Raw genomic sequence first — 17,715 nt, 5'->3', positions numbered from 1 at the left:
CATTTGAAAACCAAAGGTTGCTCATTAGTGCGCTTATCCGCAGAAAAAACCACTCTAGACTGAAACCTCGTTCAATCACTTGAGGCAATCACGATGAAAATTCTGTTGATCGGCGCCGGCGGCACCATCGGTTCGGCGGTGGACAAAGAGCTGTCGCAGCGTCATGAAGTCATTCGTATCGGCCGCAACAGCGGCGATTTCCAGGTGGATATCAGCGACAGCGCATCGATTCGCAAATTGTTCGAACAGACCGGCAAGTTCGACGCGCTGGTGTGTGCCGCCGGCAACGTAACCTTCGCCCCGCTGGGTGAAATGACCGAAGACAGCTTCGCCCTCGGCCTGAAAGACAAGTTGATGGGCCAGGTCAATCTGCTGTTGATCGGCCGCGAATTCGCCAACGACGGCGCATCCTTCACCTTCACCACCGGCGTGCTCAGCCACGATCCGATCCGCAGCGGCGCGTCGGCGGCACTGGTCAACGGCGCGCTCGACAGTTTCGTCCGCGCAGCGGCCATCGAGCTGCCACGCGGTCTGCGCGTCAACTCGATCAGCCCGACCGTGCTGGTGGAAGCCATGGGCAGTTACGCCCCGTACTTCCGTGGCTACAAGCCGGTTCCTGCGGCGGATGTGGCATTGGCCTACGCCAAAAGTGTCGAAGGCTTGCAGACAGGTCAGACATTTCACGTGGGCTAAACCCTTGTGATGAACGGTCAGCCTGCGTAACGTGGCGACACTTGTCTGGAGAGCCAAAGATGCGTGTTGCCCGTTCCCTGATCGTTGTTGCCCTGCTCCCGTTGTTTGCCGCGTGCCAGTTGTTCGATGGTGCGCGGGAAAGTGCCTCCCACGTCGGCCAGACGCGGATGCAGGGACAACTGACCGCTGCCGACGGCAAACTGGTGTTCCAGGCGTGCGGCGAGCAGCGCCAGTACGTGGTCAATGACATCGGCGGCACCAGCATCCTGCAAGAGGCCGCCACCCTGGCCGATCAACAGGGCAAGTTGTTCGCCGACGTGCGCGGAAAGATCGCCGGCGACCGCCTCGACCTGACGCAGCTCTATCGCGTCGAACGTTCCGGCACTGCCTGTGACGACCCCAACTTCAAACAGCTGATCCTGCGCGCCTCCGGCCATGGCCCGGAATGGAACGTCAAGGTCAGCGGCAAGGGCCTGGTCCTCGACCGCGAAGGCCAGCCACCACTCGCCGTGCCCTACGTCGAAGAGCAACTGGGCGACGGTCGTTTCAACCTCAGCAGCGAAGCCAACAACCAGCGCATCGAGTTGTGGGTAGCGCCGCAGCGCTGCGTCGACAGCAACACCGGCAGCGTGCAGCACATGAGCGCCGAGTTGCGTATCGACGGCAAGGTACAGCGCGGTTGCGGGTATTTCGGCGGTTCACGTAACGACTGATCGTTTTACCCTCACGGGATCCGGCCGTTGCGGCTTATAATCGCCGCCTTCAAACGCCCTGGCGCAGTTGTGCGCCCCGCGAACCGGATCCTGTCATGTTACGAATCACCGAACTCAAGCTGCCGATCGACCATCCCGACGAAGACCTGCGCGCTGCCATCGTGCAACGCCTGGGCATCGCCAACGATGACCTGCTCGATTTCACCTTGTTCAAGCGCAGCTACGATGCGCGCAAAAAGTCCTCCGAACTGTGCTTCATCTACACCATCGACCTCGAAGTGCGCGACGAGGCCAAAGTGCTGGGCAAGTTCGCCGACGACCGTAACGTCAACATGGCGCCGGATGTCAGCTACAAATTCGTCGGCCAGGCGCCAAGCGACCTGAGCCAGCGCCCGATCGTGGTCGGGTTCGGCCCGTGCGGGATCTTCGCCGGCCTGTTGCTGGCGCAGATGGGCTTCAAGCCGATCATCCTCGAGCGCGGCACCGAAGTGCGCCAGCGCACCAAGGACACCTGGGGCCTGTGGCGTAAAAGCGTGCTCAACCCCGAGTCCAACGTGCAGTTCGGCGAAGGCGGCGCGGGCACGTTCTCCGACGGCAAGCTGTACAGCCAGATCAAGGATCCGAAATTCCTCGGCCGCAAGGTTCTGCATGAATTCGTTAAGGCCGGCGCGCCGGAAGAAATTCTTTACGTCAGTAAGCCGCACATCGGTACGTTCCGTCTGACCGGCATGGTCGAGACCATGCGTGAAGAAATCCGCTCTCTGGGCGGTGAAGTACGCTTCCAGGAGCGTGTCACCGACGTGCTGATCGAGGACGGCCAACTGGTCGGCGTCGAACTGGCCAGCGGCGAGATCCTGCATTCGAAACACGTGATTCTGGCGCTGGGCCACAGTGCCCGCGACACTTTCCGCATGCTCCACAGCCGTGGTGTGTTCATGGAAGCCAAGCCGTTCTCGGTGGGTTTCCGCATCGAGCACCCGCAATCGCTGATCGACCGCGCGCGCCTCGGCAAGTACGCCGGTCACCCGAAACTCGGCGCTGCCGACTACAAACTGGTGCACCACGCCAAAAACGGCCGTTCGGTCTACAGCTTCTGCATGTGCCCGGGCGGCACAGTGGTGGCGGCGACTTCCGAGCCGAACCGCGTAGTCACCAACGGCATGAGCCAGTACTCGCGTAACGAGCGTAACGCCAACTCCGGCATCGTTGTCGGCATCACCCCGGAAGTCGACTATCCGGGCGGCCCGCTGGCCGGGATCGAGTTGCAGGAACGTCTGGAATCCCACGCTTTCGTCCTCGGCGGCAGCGACTACAAGGCGCCGGCGCAATTGGTCGGCGACTTCATCAATGGCATTCCTTCGACCGAGTTGGGCGAAGTCGAACCGTCATACAAACCGGGCGTCGCTCTGGGCGATCTGGCCCTGGCGCTGCCGGAATTTGCCATCGAAGCCATTCGTGAAGCATTGCCGGCGTTCGAGAAACAGATTCGCGGTTATTCGCTGCACGATGCGGTGCTGACGGGAATCGAGACCCGCACCTCGTCACCGCTGCGCATCACGCGTAACGAGGCGCTGCAGAGCATGAACGTCAAAGGTCTGTTCCCGGCCGGCGAAGGCGCGGGTTATGCGGGCGGGATTCTGTCGGCGGGTGTGGACGGGATTCGGATTGCGGAAGCCGTGGCACGAGACATCCTGGGCCTCGAAGCCTGATAAACAAGCTTTGAAGTGACACAACCCCTGTGGGAGCGAGCTTGCTCCCACAGAGGTATTCGGCGTCAGATATTGGCGCGTAATACGCTGGCCGGCAGCGCCTCACCCCGTTCGGCACTCGCCGCCACGACCGCTATCAATCCCTCCAGCTCATAACCCTGCGCCTTGAGCCACGCCTGATCGTAATAGGTGTCCGCGTAGCGCTCGCCGCCATCGCACAGGATCGCCACGATCGACCCCGACTCCCCCGCCGCTTTCATCTGCTGCGCCGCCATCAACGCACCGATCAGGTTGGTCCCGCTCGACCCGCCCACATGCCGGCCCAGACGCTGCGCCAGGTAATGCATGGCCGCCAGCGACAAGGCGTCCGGCACCTTGACCATCGCGTCGATCACCTTCGGCAGGAACGACGCCTCCACCCGTGGCCGGCCGATGCCTTCGATCCGCGAACCGTGATCCAGCCGCAAACTCGCGTCGCCGGTCTGGTAGTAGTCGAAGAACACCGAACGCTCGGCATCGGCGCAGAGCACACGGGTGCAGTGCTGGCGATAACGCACGTAACGGCCGAGGGTCGCGGTGGTGCCGCCAGTGCCCGGGCTGGAAATCAACCAGGTGGGGCACGGGTGTTGCTCGTAGCGCATCTGCTGGAAGATCGACTCGGCGATGTTGTTGTTCGCCCGCCAGTCCGTGGCGCGCTCGGCGTAGGTGAACTGGTCGATGAAATGACCGTCGTGCTCGCGGGCCAGGCGTTCGGACTCGGCGTAGATCTGCGTCGGGTCTTGCACCAGATGACTCTGGCCACCGTAGAACGCAATCTGCGCGATCTTTTCCCTGGACGTGGTCGCCGGCATCACCGCAATGAACGGCAGGCCGAGCATCCGCGCGAAGTACGCTTCGGAAATCGCCGTCGAACCGCTGGACGCCTCGATCACCGGCGCGCCGGGTTTCAGCCAGCCGTTACACAAGGCGTAGAGAAACAGCGAACGGGCCAGCCGATGCTTGAGGCTACCGGTCGGGTGGCTGGATTCATCCTTGAAGTACAACTCGATGCCCGTAAACCCCGGCAGCGGCAAGGGGATCAGGTGAGTGTCGGCGCTGCGCTGGAAGTCCGCTTCGATGATCCGGATGGCTTCGCGGGCCCACTGTCGGTTGTCGCTCATGGCTGTCGTTCTCATTGAATCGGGCAAAAGTGCCTTCACAGGCTCAGCCCCCAAGCTTAGGAAAAAACCTACAGCACTGACAGATACAGCTGAGCTTCAATACCTTTGGCAACTGCTAGGCTCTGCTGCAGGTCTGGCATACGCCTTGTAACCATATATAACAAAAAAGAATATAACTTTTGTTTTAACAACTAACAGTACGAGTTAGGGTGTGCCACCTTTTGACTTTATCGATGGAGAGCGACCTTGCCTCTGCGTAGCACTTTCACGCGTTTCTTTCAGTTGGAAGCTGCCAGCGGTCTGTTACTGATCGCCGCGGCCATCCTGGCTCTAATCATCAACAACTCGCCGCTGTCGTGGTTGTACAGCGGCCTGCTCGACACTCCGGTGGTGGCGCAGATCGGCGCGTTGAAGATCGCCAAGCCCCTGCTGCTGTGGATCAACGACGGCCTGATGGCGCTGTTCTTCCTGCTGATCGGCCTGGAAGTGAAGCGCGAAGTGCTCGACGGCCAGTTGTCGAAACCGTCGCAGATCGTCCTGCCCGGCGCGGCGGCCATCGGCGGCATGCTGGTGCCGGCGCTGATCTACTGGTTCCTCAACCGTGACAACCCGGCCGCCCTCGACGGCTGGGCCATTCCGACCGCCACCGACATTGCCTTCGCCCTCGGCGTGCTGGCCTTGCTCGGCAAGCGCGTGCCGGTGTCGCTGAAGCTGTTCCTGATGACATTGGCCATCATCGACGACCTCGGCGCCATCGTGATCATTGCGATCTTCTACTCCGGCGAGCTCTCGACCCTGTCGCTGGGCCTCGCTGCCGCGTGCATCGCGGCGCTGGTGGCGATGAACCGGCTCGGGGTGGTCAAGCTCGGGCCGTACATGATCATCGGGTTGATCCTCTGGGTCTGCGTGCTCAAGAGCGGTGTTCACGCGACGCTGGCGGGTGTGACCCTGGCTTTCTGCATTCCGCTGCGCACCAGGAATGCCGAGCCTTCGCCACTGCTGACCCTCGAACACGCGCTGCACCCGTGGGTCGCCTACGGCATCCTGCCGCTGTTCGCCTTCGCCAACGCCGGCCTGTCGCTGACCGGCGTGACCGCCGAAAGCTTCACCCACCACGTTCCGATGGGCATCGCCGTCGGCCTGCTGCTGGGCAAGACCATCGGCGTGTTCGGCCTGACCTGGCTCGCCGTCAAATCCGGCATCGCCGCCCTGCCCCAGAACGCCAATTGGGGTCAGGTGCTGGGCGTGGCGATCCTCTGCGGGATCGGCTTCACCATGAGCCTGTTTGTCGGCTCGCTGGCCTTCGTGCCGGGTGCCAGTGAATACGCCGGGATGGACCGGATGGGCATTCTCACCGGTTCGGTGTTCGCGGCATTGATCGGTTATGCGGTGACGTTGGCGGCGAGCAGAAAAAGATCCACTCAAAGCAGTTAACACGATCAATACGGCGCCTCTCGCTGGAAGGCCCAGGATTCAATGAAAGATTCACACACATGATTGGGCTCCAGCCCCCTGCAAACCGTTGGTAAGTGTCCCGTTGGTGCTGCTCGCAGCGCTTAACCTGAGCCTTTCAAGTGTGCTATATCTTCTGTTGACAGCAGCGTTACCCCAGAACGTTTTTTCGGAGTTTTCCATGTCACGCAAAGCAGAAAAGCGCCCAATGACGGACAGTCAGATCGCCGTGCAGGAATCTTATATTCCGGACATTGCCCTGAAAGCGTTCAATAACGCCTACAAAATGGCACTTGCCAATGGGGCTGCGGTGCTTGTCGCCAAAGATGGTCAGTTGTTTGAAGTGACAGAAAAGTCTTCAGTCGCACTGCGTTCGATCGGCACCTATGGAAACCTGAAAAGCGGGACTCGCCTGCACATCAGCAAACTGTCTAAACAGGTCGTTTCTTGAGCACACCGAGGATACGTATATTCGCCGGACCAAATGGATCAGGAAAAAGCACCTTTAATCGGTTGGTTCCTGCGCATCTATTAGGCAATTACATAAACCCGGATGATATAGAGCGTGCAATCAAAGACACTGGATATTTTGATTTCACCACCTATCGCATCGAATCTCACAAAAATGACATTTTCGACTTTTTCCGCAGCCACGCCCTGCTGAAAAAAGCTCCGGAGTCATTGGCAAAATTGGATTCGATTGCGATTGAAGGTGACAGGCTCAGCTTCTCGGATACTCAAATCGACTCATATGTAGCCTCCGCTCTCTCCGACTTCATACGGCGTTCTCTGATCAAAGAGAAAATCAGTTTTACGTTCGAAACTGTAATGTCCTCCTCAGACAAGGTCGATTTGCTCTACGAAGCCCAGAGATCCGGGTATAGGGTTTACGTCTATTACGTTGCAACAGCCGACCCGGAAATCAATGTTGCCAGGGTTGCCTATCGCGTATCGCAGGGTGGTCACAACGTTCCTCCTGAAAAGATACGAAAGCGTTATTGGAGATCTCTGGCGCTTCTATCGGACGCAATCCTCACCTCGAACAGAGCCTATATCTTTGATAACTCCGACGAAGGTAGCGAAGGACTGACACATGTAGCAGAGATTACGGACGGGGAGCTGATTGAAATTAAATCAGACGTACAGCCACCTTGGTTTAAAGAGTTCGTACTCGATAAACTGATCTAGATCACAAGCCTTCGACTTCTCTTAATGTCGGCCCTTATTCACGTCGAAAATCCCCCACGCCTTTAAAGATACGTCCTACCAAATCGCATTCGTCTATCGCGATCCCTGCTGAACACCAAACAAAAACCCCGACCAGTCACCTGATCGGGGTTTTCCTTTACCGCTCGTTTGCGCTTAGTGCGAAACGCGGCTGGTCCCGCCGACAGTCGAAATCCGTACCCGCTCACCGACGCGGAACACTTCATTTTCCTGAACCTGCTGCACGTAGGCGCGCATGCTGCCGTCGTCTTCGCGCACGGTGATTTCGACACCTTGAGTGCGGGTCAGGCCTTCTTCAGTGGCCGAACCGATCAGGCCGCCGGCCACGGCACCGATAACGGCTGCAACGATGCTGCCTTTACCGCCGCCGATGGCGCTGCCGCCGACACCGCCGACCACTGCACCGGCGGCGCCGCCGATCGGGGTCTTGGTGCCTTCGATTTTCACCGGACGCAGGGATTCGATGGTGCCCATGCGAATCGTCTGCACGCGACGCGCTTCGTCACGGGAGTAGGAGTCACCGGTCAGGCTCGACTGGCAGCCGGTCAGCAACATCGCCATCGTGGAAAAGGAAGCAACCAGCAGAACAGACTTACGCATAGCATCAACTCCAAAGGACAGGTATTCATTAAACTCCGCAGCTTGACGCCTGTCACGACGTGGCCCGGATAAAGTTGCTTTCATTCAGGTCCGGTACAGGCACCCGCGAACTCACCCAACAGTAGCGCCAAATTCCATTTCCTGCGCCGTCGACCCAAGGATTTCCATGGATTACTTCATCATTGTCGTCACCACCGCCGCCGGTCTGTACTTCCACTGGTGGCTGTATGTGCGGATCAAACGCTGGATGGATCGCGATCTGGCCTTGTCACTGGCCGGCAAGGATGAAGGCAAACGCGCGTTCATGCTCGAACGGCTGGAGCAGGCTCAGGCACAGAAGATCAAGCGCCGGGACCTGCCGAAGTGGCTTGAGGCCGCTGCGGCAGGTTATCCCGCTCGGTAGACTGCTCAGGGTGCCAGACGTTCAAGAATCCACTCGGCGCCCTGCACACGGTAGTTGAGGCGATCGTGCAAACGGCTCGCGCGGCCCTGCCAGAACTCGATGCGTTCGGGGAGCAAGCGGTAACCGCCCCAGTGTTCCGGGCAGTGAGGCTGAGTGTCGGTGAAGCGCTGTTCGGTCGCCTTGAGCAAGTCTTCCAGTTCACCCCGGCCGTTGATCACCCGGCTCTGCGGTGAAGCCCAGGCGCCCAGTCGGCTGCCCAGCGGTCGCACCTGATAATACGCGTCGGACTCTTCAGGCGAGACCTTCACCACCCGTCCTTCGATGCGCACCTGGCGCTCCAGGGTCGGCCAGAAGAACGTCATGGCCGCGAACGGATTCGCGGCCAGATGCTGGCCCTTGGCACTCTCGTAGTTGGTGAAGAAGGTGAAGCCCTGCTCGTCCAGCCCCTTGAGCAGCAGAATGCGGCAATGCGGACGGCCGTCCGCATCCACCGTGGCCAGGGTCATCGCGTTGGCTTCCACTGGCGCCTGTTCGGTTTTCACCGCTTCGGCAAACCACTGGTGAAACAACGCAAAGGGCTCGGCCGGGGCTTGCGCCTCGGTCAGGCCGTCCCGGGTGTAATCACGACGCATATCTGCCAGAGACTGGGTCACGGCGCATTCCTTTTCGTTAGCGGATCACTTTTTGGTGGTATCGGTCGCAGCGACTTTCTTGTCGGTTGCGGCAGCTTTGGCGGGCGCGGTCTTTTTCGCAGGAGCCTTGGCCGGGGCCTTCTTCGCTGGAGCCTTGGCAGCAGCTTTCTTGGCCGGGGCCTTTTTGGTGGCCGGTACGTCGGCTTTCTTCGCAGCCGGCGCCGGGGTCACCGGTTTGGCGGCAGGCTTGACGTCCTGAGCGGCGACCATGGTCACTGGCTTCGGTGCTGGCATGTTGTACTTGCTCAGCAACGCAACCATGGTGTTCTGCGGGGTCACCAGCAGTTCGACACGACGGTTGAGGGCACGGCCTTCAACGCTGTCGTTGGCGGCGCGCGGTGCTTCGGAACCCATGCCGCGCAGCATCAGGCGATCACGCTGCAGACCGCTGAGACGGAAGATCGCCGCCACCGCCTGGGCACGTTCCTGGCTCAGCTTGATGTTGGCCGGAGCGGCACCGGTGGTGTCACTGTGACCGAGCACCAGCACGGCGGTTTTCGGGTCGGCTTCAAGGATTTTCGCCACGCGGGTGAACGGGCCGAGTGTCACTGGCAGCAGCATGGCCGGGCGATCCGGGTTGAACGAGCCTTCCACCGGCGCGGTTACGACCAGTACGTTTTCACGACGCTCGAGTTGCAGGTTGCTGTCCTTGATCGCGGTGCGCAGGCGCGGCTCGTAATCATCCAGCCAGGCCTGAGTCACTTTCGGATCGGGCATCGGCACGACTTTGGCCGTGTCCTGCTCCTTGCCGCCAAACGGCCACCACCATTTGCCGCCCTTGTCGGCCTCAGCCTTGGCGACTTCGACCGGTTTTGCCTCGGGCTTGGCTTCAGCTTTCACTTCAGCCTTGTCCGCCGAGTCGTCCGAACCAAACGGCCAGTACCAGGGGTTGCTGCTCTCGGCCTTGGCCACCGGCGCGGCAGCAGCCGGTTTCAACGGTGCAGGTGCCGGAGCCGGCTCCTTGGCGGCGACTTTGTCGGAAGAACCGAACGGCCACCAGCTGCCGCCATCGGCGTCGTTCTTCGGAGTCTGTGCACAACCGGTGATTGCGAAACACAGGGCCAGGGCGAGAGTTTGTTTGGACGACATTGGAAACCCACAAAAAGAATTAGTGAACAATCAGAGGACTTTCGCCCGGATAAACAGACGCTTTGAAACGAAAATCGCCATGAGGTTCCGGCCCTGGAACCTCGGGCGACGCTTTACAGACAAGTGGCAAGTACCCGCGCCAGCTTCTGCGCGCGCGGATCCATCAAGACGTACGGCCCCAGTGTATTTGTCACAAATCCAAAGGCCACATCGTGCTCCGGATCAGCAAAACCGATGGAACCGCCGGCACCCGGATGCCCGAATGCACGCGGGCCGAGGCCGTAAGTGGCATTCGGCACGTCGGGTTGATCGAGCATGCAGCCGAGACCGAAACGGGTGCGGGTCAGCAAGGTCTTGTCCTCGCCGAGGCTGTGTTCGCGGGTCAATTCGTCGAGCATTTCGCTTTCCAGCAGGCTGCCGTCGAGCAGACCGGCGTAGAACCCTGCCAGACTGCGGGCATTGCCGTGGCCGTTGGCCGCTGGTTGCTGCATGCGCCGCCATTCCGGCTTGTTGGTGCTGGTGAGCACCGAAGGCGGATTGGTGAAGGCTCGTGTGGTCATGGCCGTCGGCTCGCGCATGGTCACTTGCAGCAGGCGCTGGGCGGCCGCATCACCGGTGTTGCCCTTGCCCCGGGCGATGTGCGCCACGCGATGGAATTCTTCGTCGGCCAGACCGACATGGAAATCCAGCCCCAGCGGTTTGGCGACCCGCGCCACAATCGATTCCCCCGGCCCGCGACCGTCGGCGCGCCGCAGCAATTCGCCGATCAGCCAGCCGTAAGTGATCGCGGCATAGCCATGACCGGTGCCCGGCGTCCACCACGGTGCTTCGGCCGCGAGGGCGTTGACCATGGTTTGCCAGTCGTACAGCGCTTCAGGTGCCAGCAATTCGCGCAGGGCCGGCAGACCGGCCTGATGGCAAAGCAATTGGCGCAGGGTGACGGATTGCTTGCCGGCGGCAGCGAATTCCGGCCAGTAACGGGCGACTGGCGCATCGAGCTGCAACTTGCCTTCGGCAACCAGTTGCAGCGCGGTGACGGCGGTGAAGGTCTTGGTGCAGGAGAACAGGTTGGCGATGGTGTCGCTGTGCCAGGCCTCGGCGCCGTCCTTGTCGGCGGTACCGGACCAGAGGTCAAGGACGGTTTCCCCGCCGACCCGGATGCACAATGCGGCGCCGCGTTCCTGGGGATCGTCGAACAGTGCGGCGAAGGCTTCGCGCACCGCTTCGAATTGAAGCTCGTAATGTCCCTGAATCTGCACCCGCAACTCCCCCGCGAAAACGCTCTACAAAGTGGCCCGCATTGTTCCAGCCCGTGAGGGTTTTGGGAACTGCTGCGGGCCGGGCGGTCTTCAGGTTTCGTAACGATCAGTGACCGTTGCCGGAATGCCCGCCGCTGTGGCCAGCGCCCTGCCCCGGGCCTTTGCCGGCGTCAGCCTTGCGGCCGCCTTCGGCTTCGTGGCCAGCCTTGTCCGATGCGGCAGCCGCTTTTTGCGCCTCTTTGTTCAACTGATCGACGGTCGCCAGGTTGCTCTTGCGCACGGCTTCGACAAAACCCTGGAACGGCAGATCAGTGACGCCAACCAGACCAAAGTGACCGTTCTCGCCATCGAGCAGGCGGCCGGTCACCGGTTGATCCAGATACTGGAACCAGTGCACGCCGACAATCGACGGTTCGCTCAGCGCCTGCTTGAGGAAGTTGGCGTAGGCCGGACCGCGATCTTCTTCCTTGCTCAATGGGGTCACGCCGCCCCAGAACGGGCCACGGTCGGTGGAGCCGAAGTTGAACTCGGTGATCAGCACCGGTTTGTCGAGGCTGCGCAGCGCGGCAAAGTCATAGCCGTCCTGCGGTTGCAGGGTGTACATGTTGAAGCTCAGCACGTCGCAATACTGGGCGCAGGAGGCCACGGCTTCCGGGGTGCTGGTGGCAAAACGGCCACCGAGCAGCAACTGGTTCGGCGCGTGCCATTTCAGCGAGTCGGAAATGGTCTTGAAGTAGGTGTCGGCAAAAACCTTCTGGAAGTATTTGAAGTCGGCCTCGATTTCCGGATGCTCCGGATTCGGCAGCGGCGCTTCGAAACCCGGGTCTTCCATCAATTCCCACGCCGGCAGATCAATGCCCCAGGCCTTCGACAGCCCCGCCTGGTTGCGGTACTTGTCGCGCAACTGCTTGAGGAACGCACGTTTGGCCGGCACGTCTGTAGTCATTTTCAAGGTGCCGTAGGCCAGCGCGTAGCGAGATTTCGGATCATCTCCGGGGCCGGCCCAGGCCAGTTCGTTGTCGGCGAAGTAGCCGATCAGCCACGGATCATCGCGATGATCGCGGGCGGCAATCGCCACGGCGCGCTCGGTGGCCATGGCGAAACGTGGATCAAACGGGTCAGGCATGCCGCCCCACCAGTCGGTGCCGGTGCTGATGCTGGTGTAGTCGCCGACGATTGACAGCGGCAAGGTGTACGGCATGCGCTCGGCGTCACCAAGGACGGGGGCGCTCCAGTTACCGACGGTGTTGAAGCCCCAGGCCTGCAGGCGATCAAGGGTGTGGCTGGCCCACTTTTGCTCGTCGACCGTGTTGTTGCACGGTGTCGCTACGCTTTGCCCGGTGGTGGCAGCCGACTCGGCGACCCCGGCTTTCGGCTGTTCGGAGGCGGCTACCGGTGCACTGGCGTTGGTTGCCGCCTCTTCTGCGGCACCAGCCTTGGCGGCTTCGGCCACTCCGGCCTTGTTGTCGCTGTCCGGGATGCAGGGCTCGCCATACAGACGTTGAAGGTTGGCGCCGTAGAAGTCGTACCAGCGCCCGAAATTGTAACCACGGCCCTGATCGACACCGTTACCGCCACGGTTGTCACCTTCGCCGAAGTGGCTGGCCAGCGGCTCTTCAGGTTTTGGCAGGGATTCGAACATGTATTCGCGACCGGCCACGTAGGTCTGGTTGACCTCGGGGCTGACAGTGTTTACGCCCAGGGAATAGAACGGATGGCCCTCGGGCGTCACCAGATACCAGCGACCGTCACGCTTTTCGGTGCGGAAGAAACCGCTGGCCTTGAACGCCGGGCCTTTATTCCAGCCACCGAACTTGTCCAGCGACGACTTTTCGCGCTCGGCCAGCCAGGTTTTCAGTTGTTGCTGTTCTTTGGCGGCGGCGGATTTCAGTTGTTCGTCGTTGGCGACTTTTTCCGGCCACTTACCGCGAGTCGATTGGCCATAGGCATCCACCAGATTGCCGTAGGCGGATTTGATCACCTCACCTTCGTCCTGCACGCCAAAACGCTCAAGCAACAGACTTTGCGCGGCTTTCGGCTGGTCCATCGACAGGCTGACCGATACCACCTGGCTGCGATCCAGCTCACCGCTGCTGCTCGCCAGCAGGATGCGCTGCCCGTCAATCGTCATCGGCATCGCTGGCCCGGCCTTCATGCCCTGGCTCAGTGGCGAGGTCGCGGTCAATGGCACCAGCAAGGTCTGCGCCGGGCCGGCCGGCAGATCAACGCGGCTGACCAGGGTCTTGCCGTCGTTACTCTGGATTTGTACGTAGACGGTCACCGCCCAGTTCATCGCACTCTGGATGCGCAGGCTCATCATGCCGGACTGCGACCAGTCCCAGGCACCGGTCTGTGGGGACAGACGCAAGGTCGGGCGGGCCGTCGGATTGAACGTCACCCGGCGCAGCACTTCACCTTCCGGGGTCTGCTCGGCGTTGGCTTGCGGCAGGTCGGCGTTTTCGGTCGCCACTTTCACCACATCGGCGGGGCGGACAAAGTTGAACAGGGTCTGCTGGCCGGCAGGTGCCGCCAGCAAGGGGCCAGCGAAAACCAGGGCAAAAATGGCAGGCAACGAACGACGAATCATGAGAACGGAATTCTCCCTAACGACCCACAAGGGCCAATGGAAAAGCAATGACAGAGAGATAGACAGCGCGGCGGGCAAAACTGCCCACCGATGTCTCAGGATATTTCACGACGGAAAGGAGGCAACGCATTGAGGATCGCCTTGCCGTAGCGCTGGGTGACCAGTCGCCGATCCAGCAAAGTGATGGTGCCGCGGTCTTCTTCGGTGCGCAGCAGACGACCACAGGCCTGAACCAGCTTCAGCGAGGCGTCGGGCACCGAGATTTCCATGAACGGATTGCCGCCCCGGGCTTCGATCCATTCAGACAACGCGGCTTCGACCGGATCGTCCGGCACCGAGAACGGGATCTTGGCGATCACCACGTGCTCGCAGTAGGCCCCTGGCAAGTCCACACCCTCGGCGAAACTGGCAAGACCGAACAGCACGCTGGAATCGCCGCCATCGACCCGCGCCTTGTGCTTGTTCAGGGTTTCCTGCTTCGACAGGTTGCCCTGAATGAACACTTGCTTGCGCCAGTCGCGGTCAAGGCCGTCGAACACGTCCTGCATTTGTTTGCGCGACGAGAACAACACCAGACTGCCGCGAGAGCCTTCCACCAGTTCCGGCAGATCGCGGATGATCGCGGCGGTGTGGGCGGCGGCATCGCGCGGGTCGGCCTTGAGGTCCGGCACCCGCAACACTCCGGCGTCGGCATGATGGAACGGGCTCGGCACCACGGCGGTGACGGCTTTTTTCGGCAGGCCGGCGCGCATGCGGAAGCGATCGAACGTGCCGAGCGCGGTCAAGGTCGCGGAAGTCACCAGGCAGCCGTAGGCCACGTTCCACAGACTGCGGCGCAGGGTTTCGGCGGCGAGGATCGGGCTGGCGTTGACCTCGATATCGAACAGCGAACCGCTTTCGGCCAGGGTCAGCCAGCGGGCCATCGGCGGGTTGTCTTCCGGGTCTTCGGCGGTGAATGCGGTCCACAGTTCCCAGTTGCCGGAGGCACGGGACAACAGGCTGCCGAACAGTGGATACCATTCTTCGGCCTGATTGCTGGCGATGCCGATGTTGACCTCGCCGTCCATGCCTTCCTTGAGCAGATCCGTCAGGCGGGTGAACAGATCGTTGAGGCGGGCGAAGCCTTTTTTCAGCTCGATGCCCATCTCGCGCATGTGTTCGGGAATCACCCCGCCGATGAAGCGATGACGCGGGCGTTCGCGGCCCTCGACGTCTTCGCCGGGCTTGAAATCGGCAATCTGTTCGCAGGCGGTGAACATGAACTGCTGCTGGGTCTTGATCTCCCGCGCCAGCTCCGGCACCTGCTCGATCAGCTTGCCGAGGTCACCCGGCAGCGGGTGCTGGGCCAGCAGTTTGGTGAGGTTCTTGGCGGTGGTTTCCAGCCAGTCGGCGGTGGAACGCAGGCGCGTGTAATGGGCGAAGTGGCCGATGGCCTTGTCCGGCAGGTGATGGCCTTCGTCGAACACATAAATGGTGTCGCGCGGATCGGGCAATACCGCCCCGCCGCCCAGCGCCAGGTCGGCCAGCACCATGTCGTGGTTGGTGACGATCACGTCGACTTTGCCCATGCCTTCGCGGGCCTTGTAGAAGGCGCACTGGCCGAAGTTCGGGCAATGCCGGTTGGTGCACTGGCTGTGATCGGTGGTCAGGCGCGCCCAATCGGCGTCTTCCAGCGCGTTGGGCCAGCTGTCGCGGTCGCCGTCCCATTTATTGCCGGCGAGCTTCTCGATCATGCTGGTGAACAGCTTCTGGCTGGCCTCATCGACCTCGATCTTGAAGCCTTCTTCTTCGAACAACTGGGCGGTGGCGGTCTGGGCATGGCCTTCCTGCAGCAGCATGTCGAGCTTGGACAGGCACATGTAGCGGCCACGGCCCTTGGCCAGGGCGAAGCTGAAGTTCAGCCCGCTGTTGCGCATCAGGTCGGGCAAGTCCTTGTAGACGATCTGCTCTTGCAGGGCGACGGTGGCGGTGGCGATCACCAGGCGTTTGCCGGCCAGTTTCGCCGTCGGGATCGCGGCCAGGCTGTAGGCCACGGTCTTGCCGGTGCCGGTGCCGGCTTCCACCGCGACAATCGCGGGGTCCCCACTGCGCCGGCCTTCGTCATCGGTGTCGATATCCCCGAGGACCTTGGCGACTTCAGCGATCATCAGGCGCTGGCCGTAACGCGGCTTGAGGCTCTTGGCCTCTAGAAAACGCGAGTAGGCGCCCTGGATCGTGGTTTTGAGTTCAGTGCTGATCATTGAGTGTCGGGCGCAAAAAACGCTGGATAAATTTTCAGTGGTTCGAATGGGGGGCTATCATACCCCGCGAATCGATCCCGCGCAGAACGGAGTACCCCAATGACACCTTTTAGCCTCGTTTACCCCATCCATGTACTGGCCGCGCTGGTGTGGGTCGGCGGTATGTTTTTCGCCTGGATGGTGCTGCGTCCTGCGGCGATGAAGGCGCTGGACGGTCCCGGGCGCCTGACGCTCTGGGTGGAAGTGTTTCAAGGTTTTTTTCGTTGGGTGTGGGGGGCGGTGATTTTGCTGCCGGTGACCGGAGTAGGCATGTTGCATCTGCAACACATCGCCTTCGATAGCGCGCCGCGTTACGTGCAAGTGATGATGGGGTTGTATGTGGTGATGACTGCGCTGTTCATCCGCATTCAGGCATTGATGCTGCCGGAACTGCGCACGGCGGTGCAGGCGAAAGACTGGCCGGCCGGTGCGGCAGTGCTGGGGCGGATTCGCAAGGTGGTGGGGTTCAATCTGCTGGTCGGGATGGTGCTGGTGGCGGTGGCCGCAGCGCGACCGTCGTTCTGAAGTGATGCTGATCGTTCCCACGTCGAGGCGTCGAACCGTCCGCGTGGGAATGCAGCCCGTGACGCTCCGCGTCACTGGACGCGGAGCGTCCCTTGAGGCATTCCCACGCAGAGCGTGGGAACGATCAAGCAATCTATTACAGGCGCTGTACGGTGACAGCCCCCGCCGCACCCGCAGGCCCCGGCTGTCCGTCGGCCCCCGGTTTGCCGCTCTTGCCACCATCGGCACGATAGACCAGACAGCCCTTGGACTTGCCACCCGCACCCGGCTTGCCCCCGGGACCGGCCGGACCACCGGCACCGCCGGCGACTTCGACCTTGATCAGCTCGGCCGGAAATTCCCGCGGCACTTCAAGACGCACCAGTGCGCCCGGTGCCCCTGGCTGACCGTCGCTACCGTTGCTGCCATCAAAGCCGCGCCCTGCCTGACCCCAGGTGCAACCCGGCTCCTGACCGTTGGCGCCATCGAGCCCGACAAAACCCGGCGCACCGGTACCGCCACGGGCATCGACCACCAGTTTCGGCGCATTCAACGCTTTGAATTGCAGATTCAGATTGCGCCCGGCGCGGGCGGCTTTTTCGTACGTCCCCGGCGCGCCACGGGCGGTGATCTGGCTGCCTTCGGCGAGTTCGGCGCGGATGACTTTCATATCCAGCGCCTGTTCGCTCGGCACGATGGCGATGCGTGCTTCGTGGCCCAGCTGCAATTCACCGACATTCAGTTCGGTCACGTTCGAAGGAATCAGCAAGGTGCCGTAATCGGCGACCACCAGTTTTTCCAGCTGCAAGGTGCTGGCGGTGTTCGGCAGACGCATGAGGGAGTTGGTTTCGACGCTGACCACCTGGGCGCAGGCCAGGGGACTGATGAATGCAGCGAGCAGGCAGAGTTTACGCATGGGAAGCCTCCGGAGCGGCCGGGGCCGGGATGGTTTGCAGGTGGAATACGCCGAACAACAGGATGCGGCCACGATCACGCCAGGGGTGAGAGCGACCCTTGAGGCTGCGATTGCACAACAGCACTTCGAGTAGGTGGATCGCCAGCAGCAGACCGGCGGCCAGATTGACCATCAGGTGCAGCGGATGAACAAACGGCACCAGCTGATTGGCCAGCACCACGCAGCAGAACAGCAGGGTCAACAATCGCCCCAGCCCACAGAACACCTTCATACGCTCCCCCGTGTTGCGAATTATTCTTTGGGCGCACAGTAACGGCTTCTGCAGGGGATAAGCCAGAGGGGAAAATGAAAAAAACCGGTCCGCCGCCGGATGGCTGCCGGTTCGACGAGATTCATCGACCGACAGCTCTAGCCTGCAGACTACAGACGTTA

17 protein-coding genes are annotated in these 17,715 nt (G+C 61.4%); 8 read left to right on the top strand and 9 right to left on the bottom strand.

Annotation, left to right across the window (positions count from 1 at the left end):
• Nucleotides 1–93: 93 nt before the first annotated feature.
• The 3 genes from AC1MDC_RS05975 to AC1MDC_RS05965 all read left to right on the top strand — a co-directional run bounded on the left by AC1MDC_RS05975 (nucleotide 94) and on the right by AC1MDC_RS05965 (nucleotide 3,115).
• Nucleotides 94–693 carry a short chain dehydrogenase gene (locus AC1MDC_RS05975; RefSeq protein ID WP_085702647.1) on the top strand — a complete coding sequence of 200 codons (600 nt, stop codon included), beginning with the start codon at nucleotides 94–96 and terminating at the stop codon, nucleotides 691–693.
• Nucleotides 694–752: 59 nt separating this feature from the next.
• The gene (locus AC1MDC_RS05970) at nucleotides 753–1,406 is read left to right on the top strand and encodes a COG3650 family protein (protein WP_085702646.1); all 654 of its coding nucleotides are present in this window, start codon (nucleotides 753–755) and stop codon (nucleotides 1,404–1,406) included.
• Between the two features lie 95 nt (nucleotides 1,407–1,501).
• A complete protein-coding gene (locus AC1MDC_RS05965) occupies nucleotides 1,502–3,115 on the top strand; it encodes an NAD(P)/FAD-dependent oxidoreductase (protein WP_480392663.1) in 1,614 nt (537 codons plus the stop codon).
• Between the two features lie 65 nt (nucleotides 3,116–3,180).
• Here the strand turns inward: AC1MDC_RS05965 and AC1MDC_RS05960 are convergent, their stop codons facing one another.
• Nucleotides 3,181–4,275, bottom strand: a complete 1,095-nt coding sequence (locus AC1MDC_RS05960) for a PLP-dependent cysteine synthase family protein (protein WP_480392662.1) — start codon at nucleotides 4,273–4,275, stop codon at nucleotides 3,181–3,183.
• Nucleotides 4,276–4,521: 246 nt separating this feature from the next.
• On the opposite strand from AC1MDC_RS05960, the gene nhaA reads away from it, so the two are divergent.
• The 3 genes from nhaA (at nucleotide 4,522) to AC1MDC_RS05945 (ending at nucleotide 6,915) form a co-directional block, all read left to right on the top strand.
• Nucleotides 4,522–5,709, top strand: coding sequence for a Na+/H+ antiporter NhaA (nhaA, locus tag AC1MDC_RS05955; protein WP_480392661.1), 1,188 nt, complete (start codon nucleotides 4,522–4,524; stop codon nucleotides 5,707–5,709).
• Between the two features lie 199 nt (nucleotides 5,710–5,908).
• A complete protein-coding gene (locus AC1MDC_RS05950; protein ID WP_085697427.1) occupies nucleotides 5,909–6,178 on the top strand; it encodes a hypothetical protein in 270 nt (89 codons plus the stop codon).
• Entirely contained in the window at nucleotides 6,175–6,915 is a 741-nt protein-coding gene (locus tag AC1MDC_RS05945; RefSeq protein WP_085697426.1) for an ATPase, read from the top strand. Before AC1MDC_RS05950 ends, AC1MDC_RS05945 begins: the two co-directional genes overlap by 4 nt.
• Before the next feature lie 174 nt (nucleotides 6,916–7,089).
• Here the strand turns inward: AC1MDC_RS05945 and AC1MDC_RS05940 are convergent, their stop codons facing one another.
• Nucleotides 7,090–7,554, bottom strand: a complete 465-nt coding sequence (locus AC1MDC_RS05940; protein WP_007969461.1) for an outer membrane lipoprotein — start codon at nucleotides 7,552–7,554, stop codon at nucleotides 7,090–7,092.
• Between the two features lie 166 nt (nucleotides 7,555–7,720).
• On the opposite strand from AC1MDC_RS05940, the gene AC1MDC_RS05935 reads away from it, so the two are divergent.
• The gene (locus AC1MDC_RS05935; RefSeq protein ID WP_039771369.1) at nucleotides 7,721–7,957 is read left to right on the top strand and encodes a hypothetical protein; all 237 of its coding nucleotides are present in this window, start codon (nucleotides 7,721–7,723) and stop codon (nucleotides 7,955–7,957) included.
• A gap of 5 nt (nucleotides 7,958–7,962) precedes the next feature.
• On the opposite strand, the gene pdxH is transcribed toward AC1MDC_RS05935, so the two are convergent.
• The 5 genes from pdxH to dinG form a co-directional block, all read right to left on the bottom strand.
• Nucleotides 7,963–8,610 carry a pyridoxamine 5'-phosphate oxidase gene (gene pdxH, locus AC1MDC_RS05930; RefSeq protein WP_085702643.1) on the bottom strand — a complete coding sequence of 216 codons (648 nt, stop codon included), beginning with the start codon at nucleotides 8,608–8,610 and terminating at the stop codon, nucleotides 7,963–7,965.
• Between the two features lie 24 nt (nucleotides 8,611–8,634).
• A complete protein-coding gene (locus AC1MDC_RS05925) occupies nucleotides 8,635–9,738 on the bottom strand; it encodes an OmpA family protein (RefSeq protein ID WP_085702642.1) in 1,104 nt (367 codons plus the stop codon).
• Between the two features lie 113 nt (nucleotides 9,739–9,851).
• Nucleotides 9,852–10,997, bottom strand: a complete 1,146-nt coding sequence (locus AC1MDC_RS05920; RefSeq protein WP_085702641.1) for a serine hydrolase domain-containing protein — start codon at nucleotides 10,995–10,997, stop codon at nucleotides 9,852–9,854.
• A 106-nt stretch (nucleotides 10,998–11,103) separates the two neighbouring features.
• Nucleotides 11,104–13,584: a beta-agarase gene (locus AC1MDC_RS05915; RefSeq protein ID WP_480392660.1), complete on the bottom strand. Its 2,481-nt coding sequence runs from the start codon at nucleotides 13,582–13,584 to the stop codon at nucleotides 11,104–11,106.
• Nucleotides 13,585–13,679: 95 nt separating this feature from the next.
• The gene (gene dinG / locus AC1MDC_RS05910; RefSeq protein ID WP_007952008.1) at nucleotides 13,680–15,824 is read right to left on the bottom strand and encodes an ATP-dependent DNA helicase DinG; all 2,145 of its coding nucleotides are present in this window, start codon (nucleotides 15,822–15,824) and stop codon (nucleotides 13,680–13,682) included.
• 99 nt (nucleotides 15,825–15,923) lie between these two features.
• On the opposite strand from dinG, the gene AC1MDC_RS05905 reads away from it, so the two are divergent.
• Nucleotides 15,924–16,388, top strand: a complete 465-nt coding sequence (locus AC1MDC_RS05905; RefSeq protein WP_480392659.1) for a CopD family protein — start codon at nucleotides 15,924–15,926, stop codon at nucleotides 16,386–16,388.
• A 136-nt stretch (nucleotides 16,389–16,524) separates the two neighbouring features.
• Here AC1MDC_RS05905 and AC1MDC_RS05900 read toward each other — a convergent pair whose 3' ends face one another.
• Nucleotides 16,525–17,283, bottom strand: a complete 759-nt coding sequence (locus AC1MDC_RS05900) for a collagen-like protein (protein WP_227234643.1) — start codon at nucleotides 17,281–17,283, stop codon at nucleotides 16,525–16,527.
• Nucleotides 17,276–17,554, bottom strand: a complete 279-nt coding sequence (locus tag AC1MDC_RS05895; RefSeq protein WP_085702637.1) for a DUF1145 domain-containing protein — start codon at nucleotides 17,552–17,554, stop codon at nucleotides 17,276–17,278. The genes AC1MDC_RS05900 and AC1MDC_RS05895 overlap by 8 nt, the downstream gene beginning before the upstream one ends.
• Nucleotides 17,555–17,715: the final 161 nt, after the last annotated feature.

It is taken from the genome of Pseudomonas sp. 1 (genome assembly GCF_056626735.1).
The sequence above is the reverse complement of the archived record's forward strand: the minus strand, read 5'-3'. Positions and strand labels throughout refer to the sequence as shown.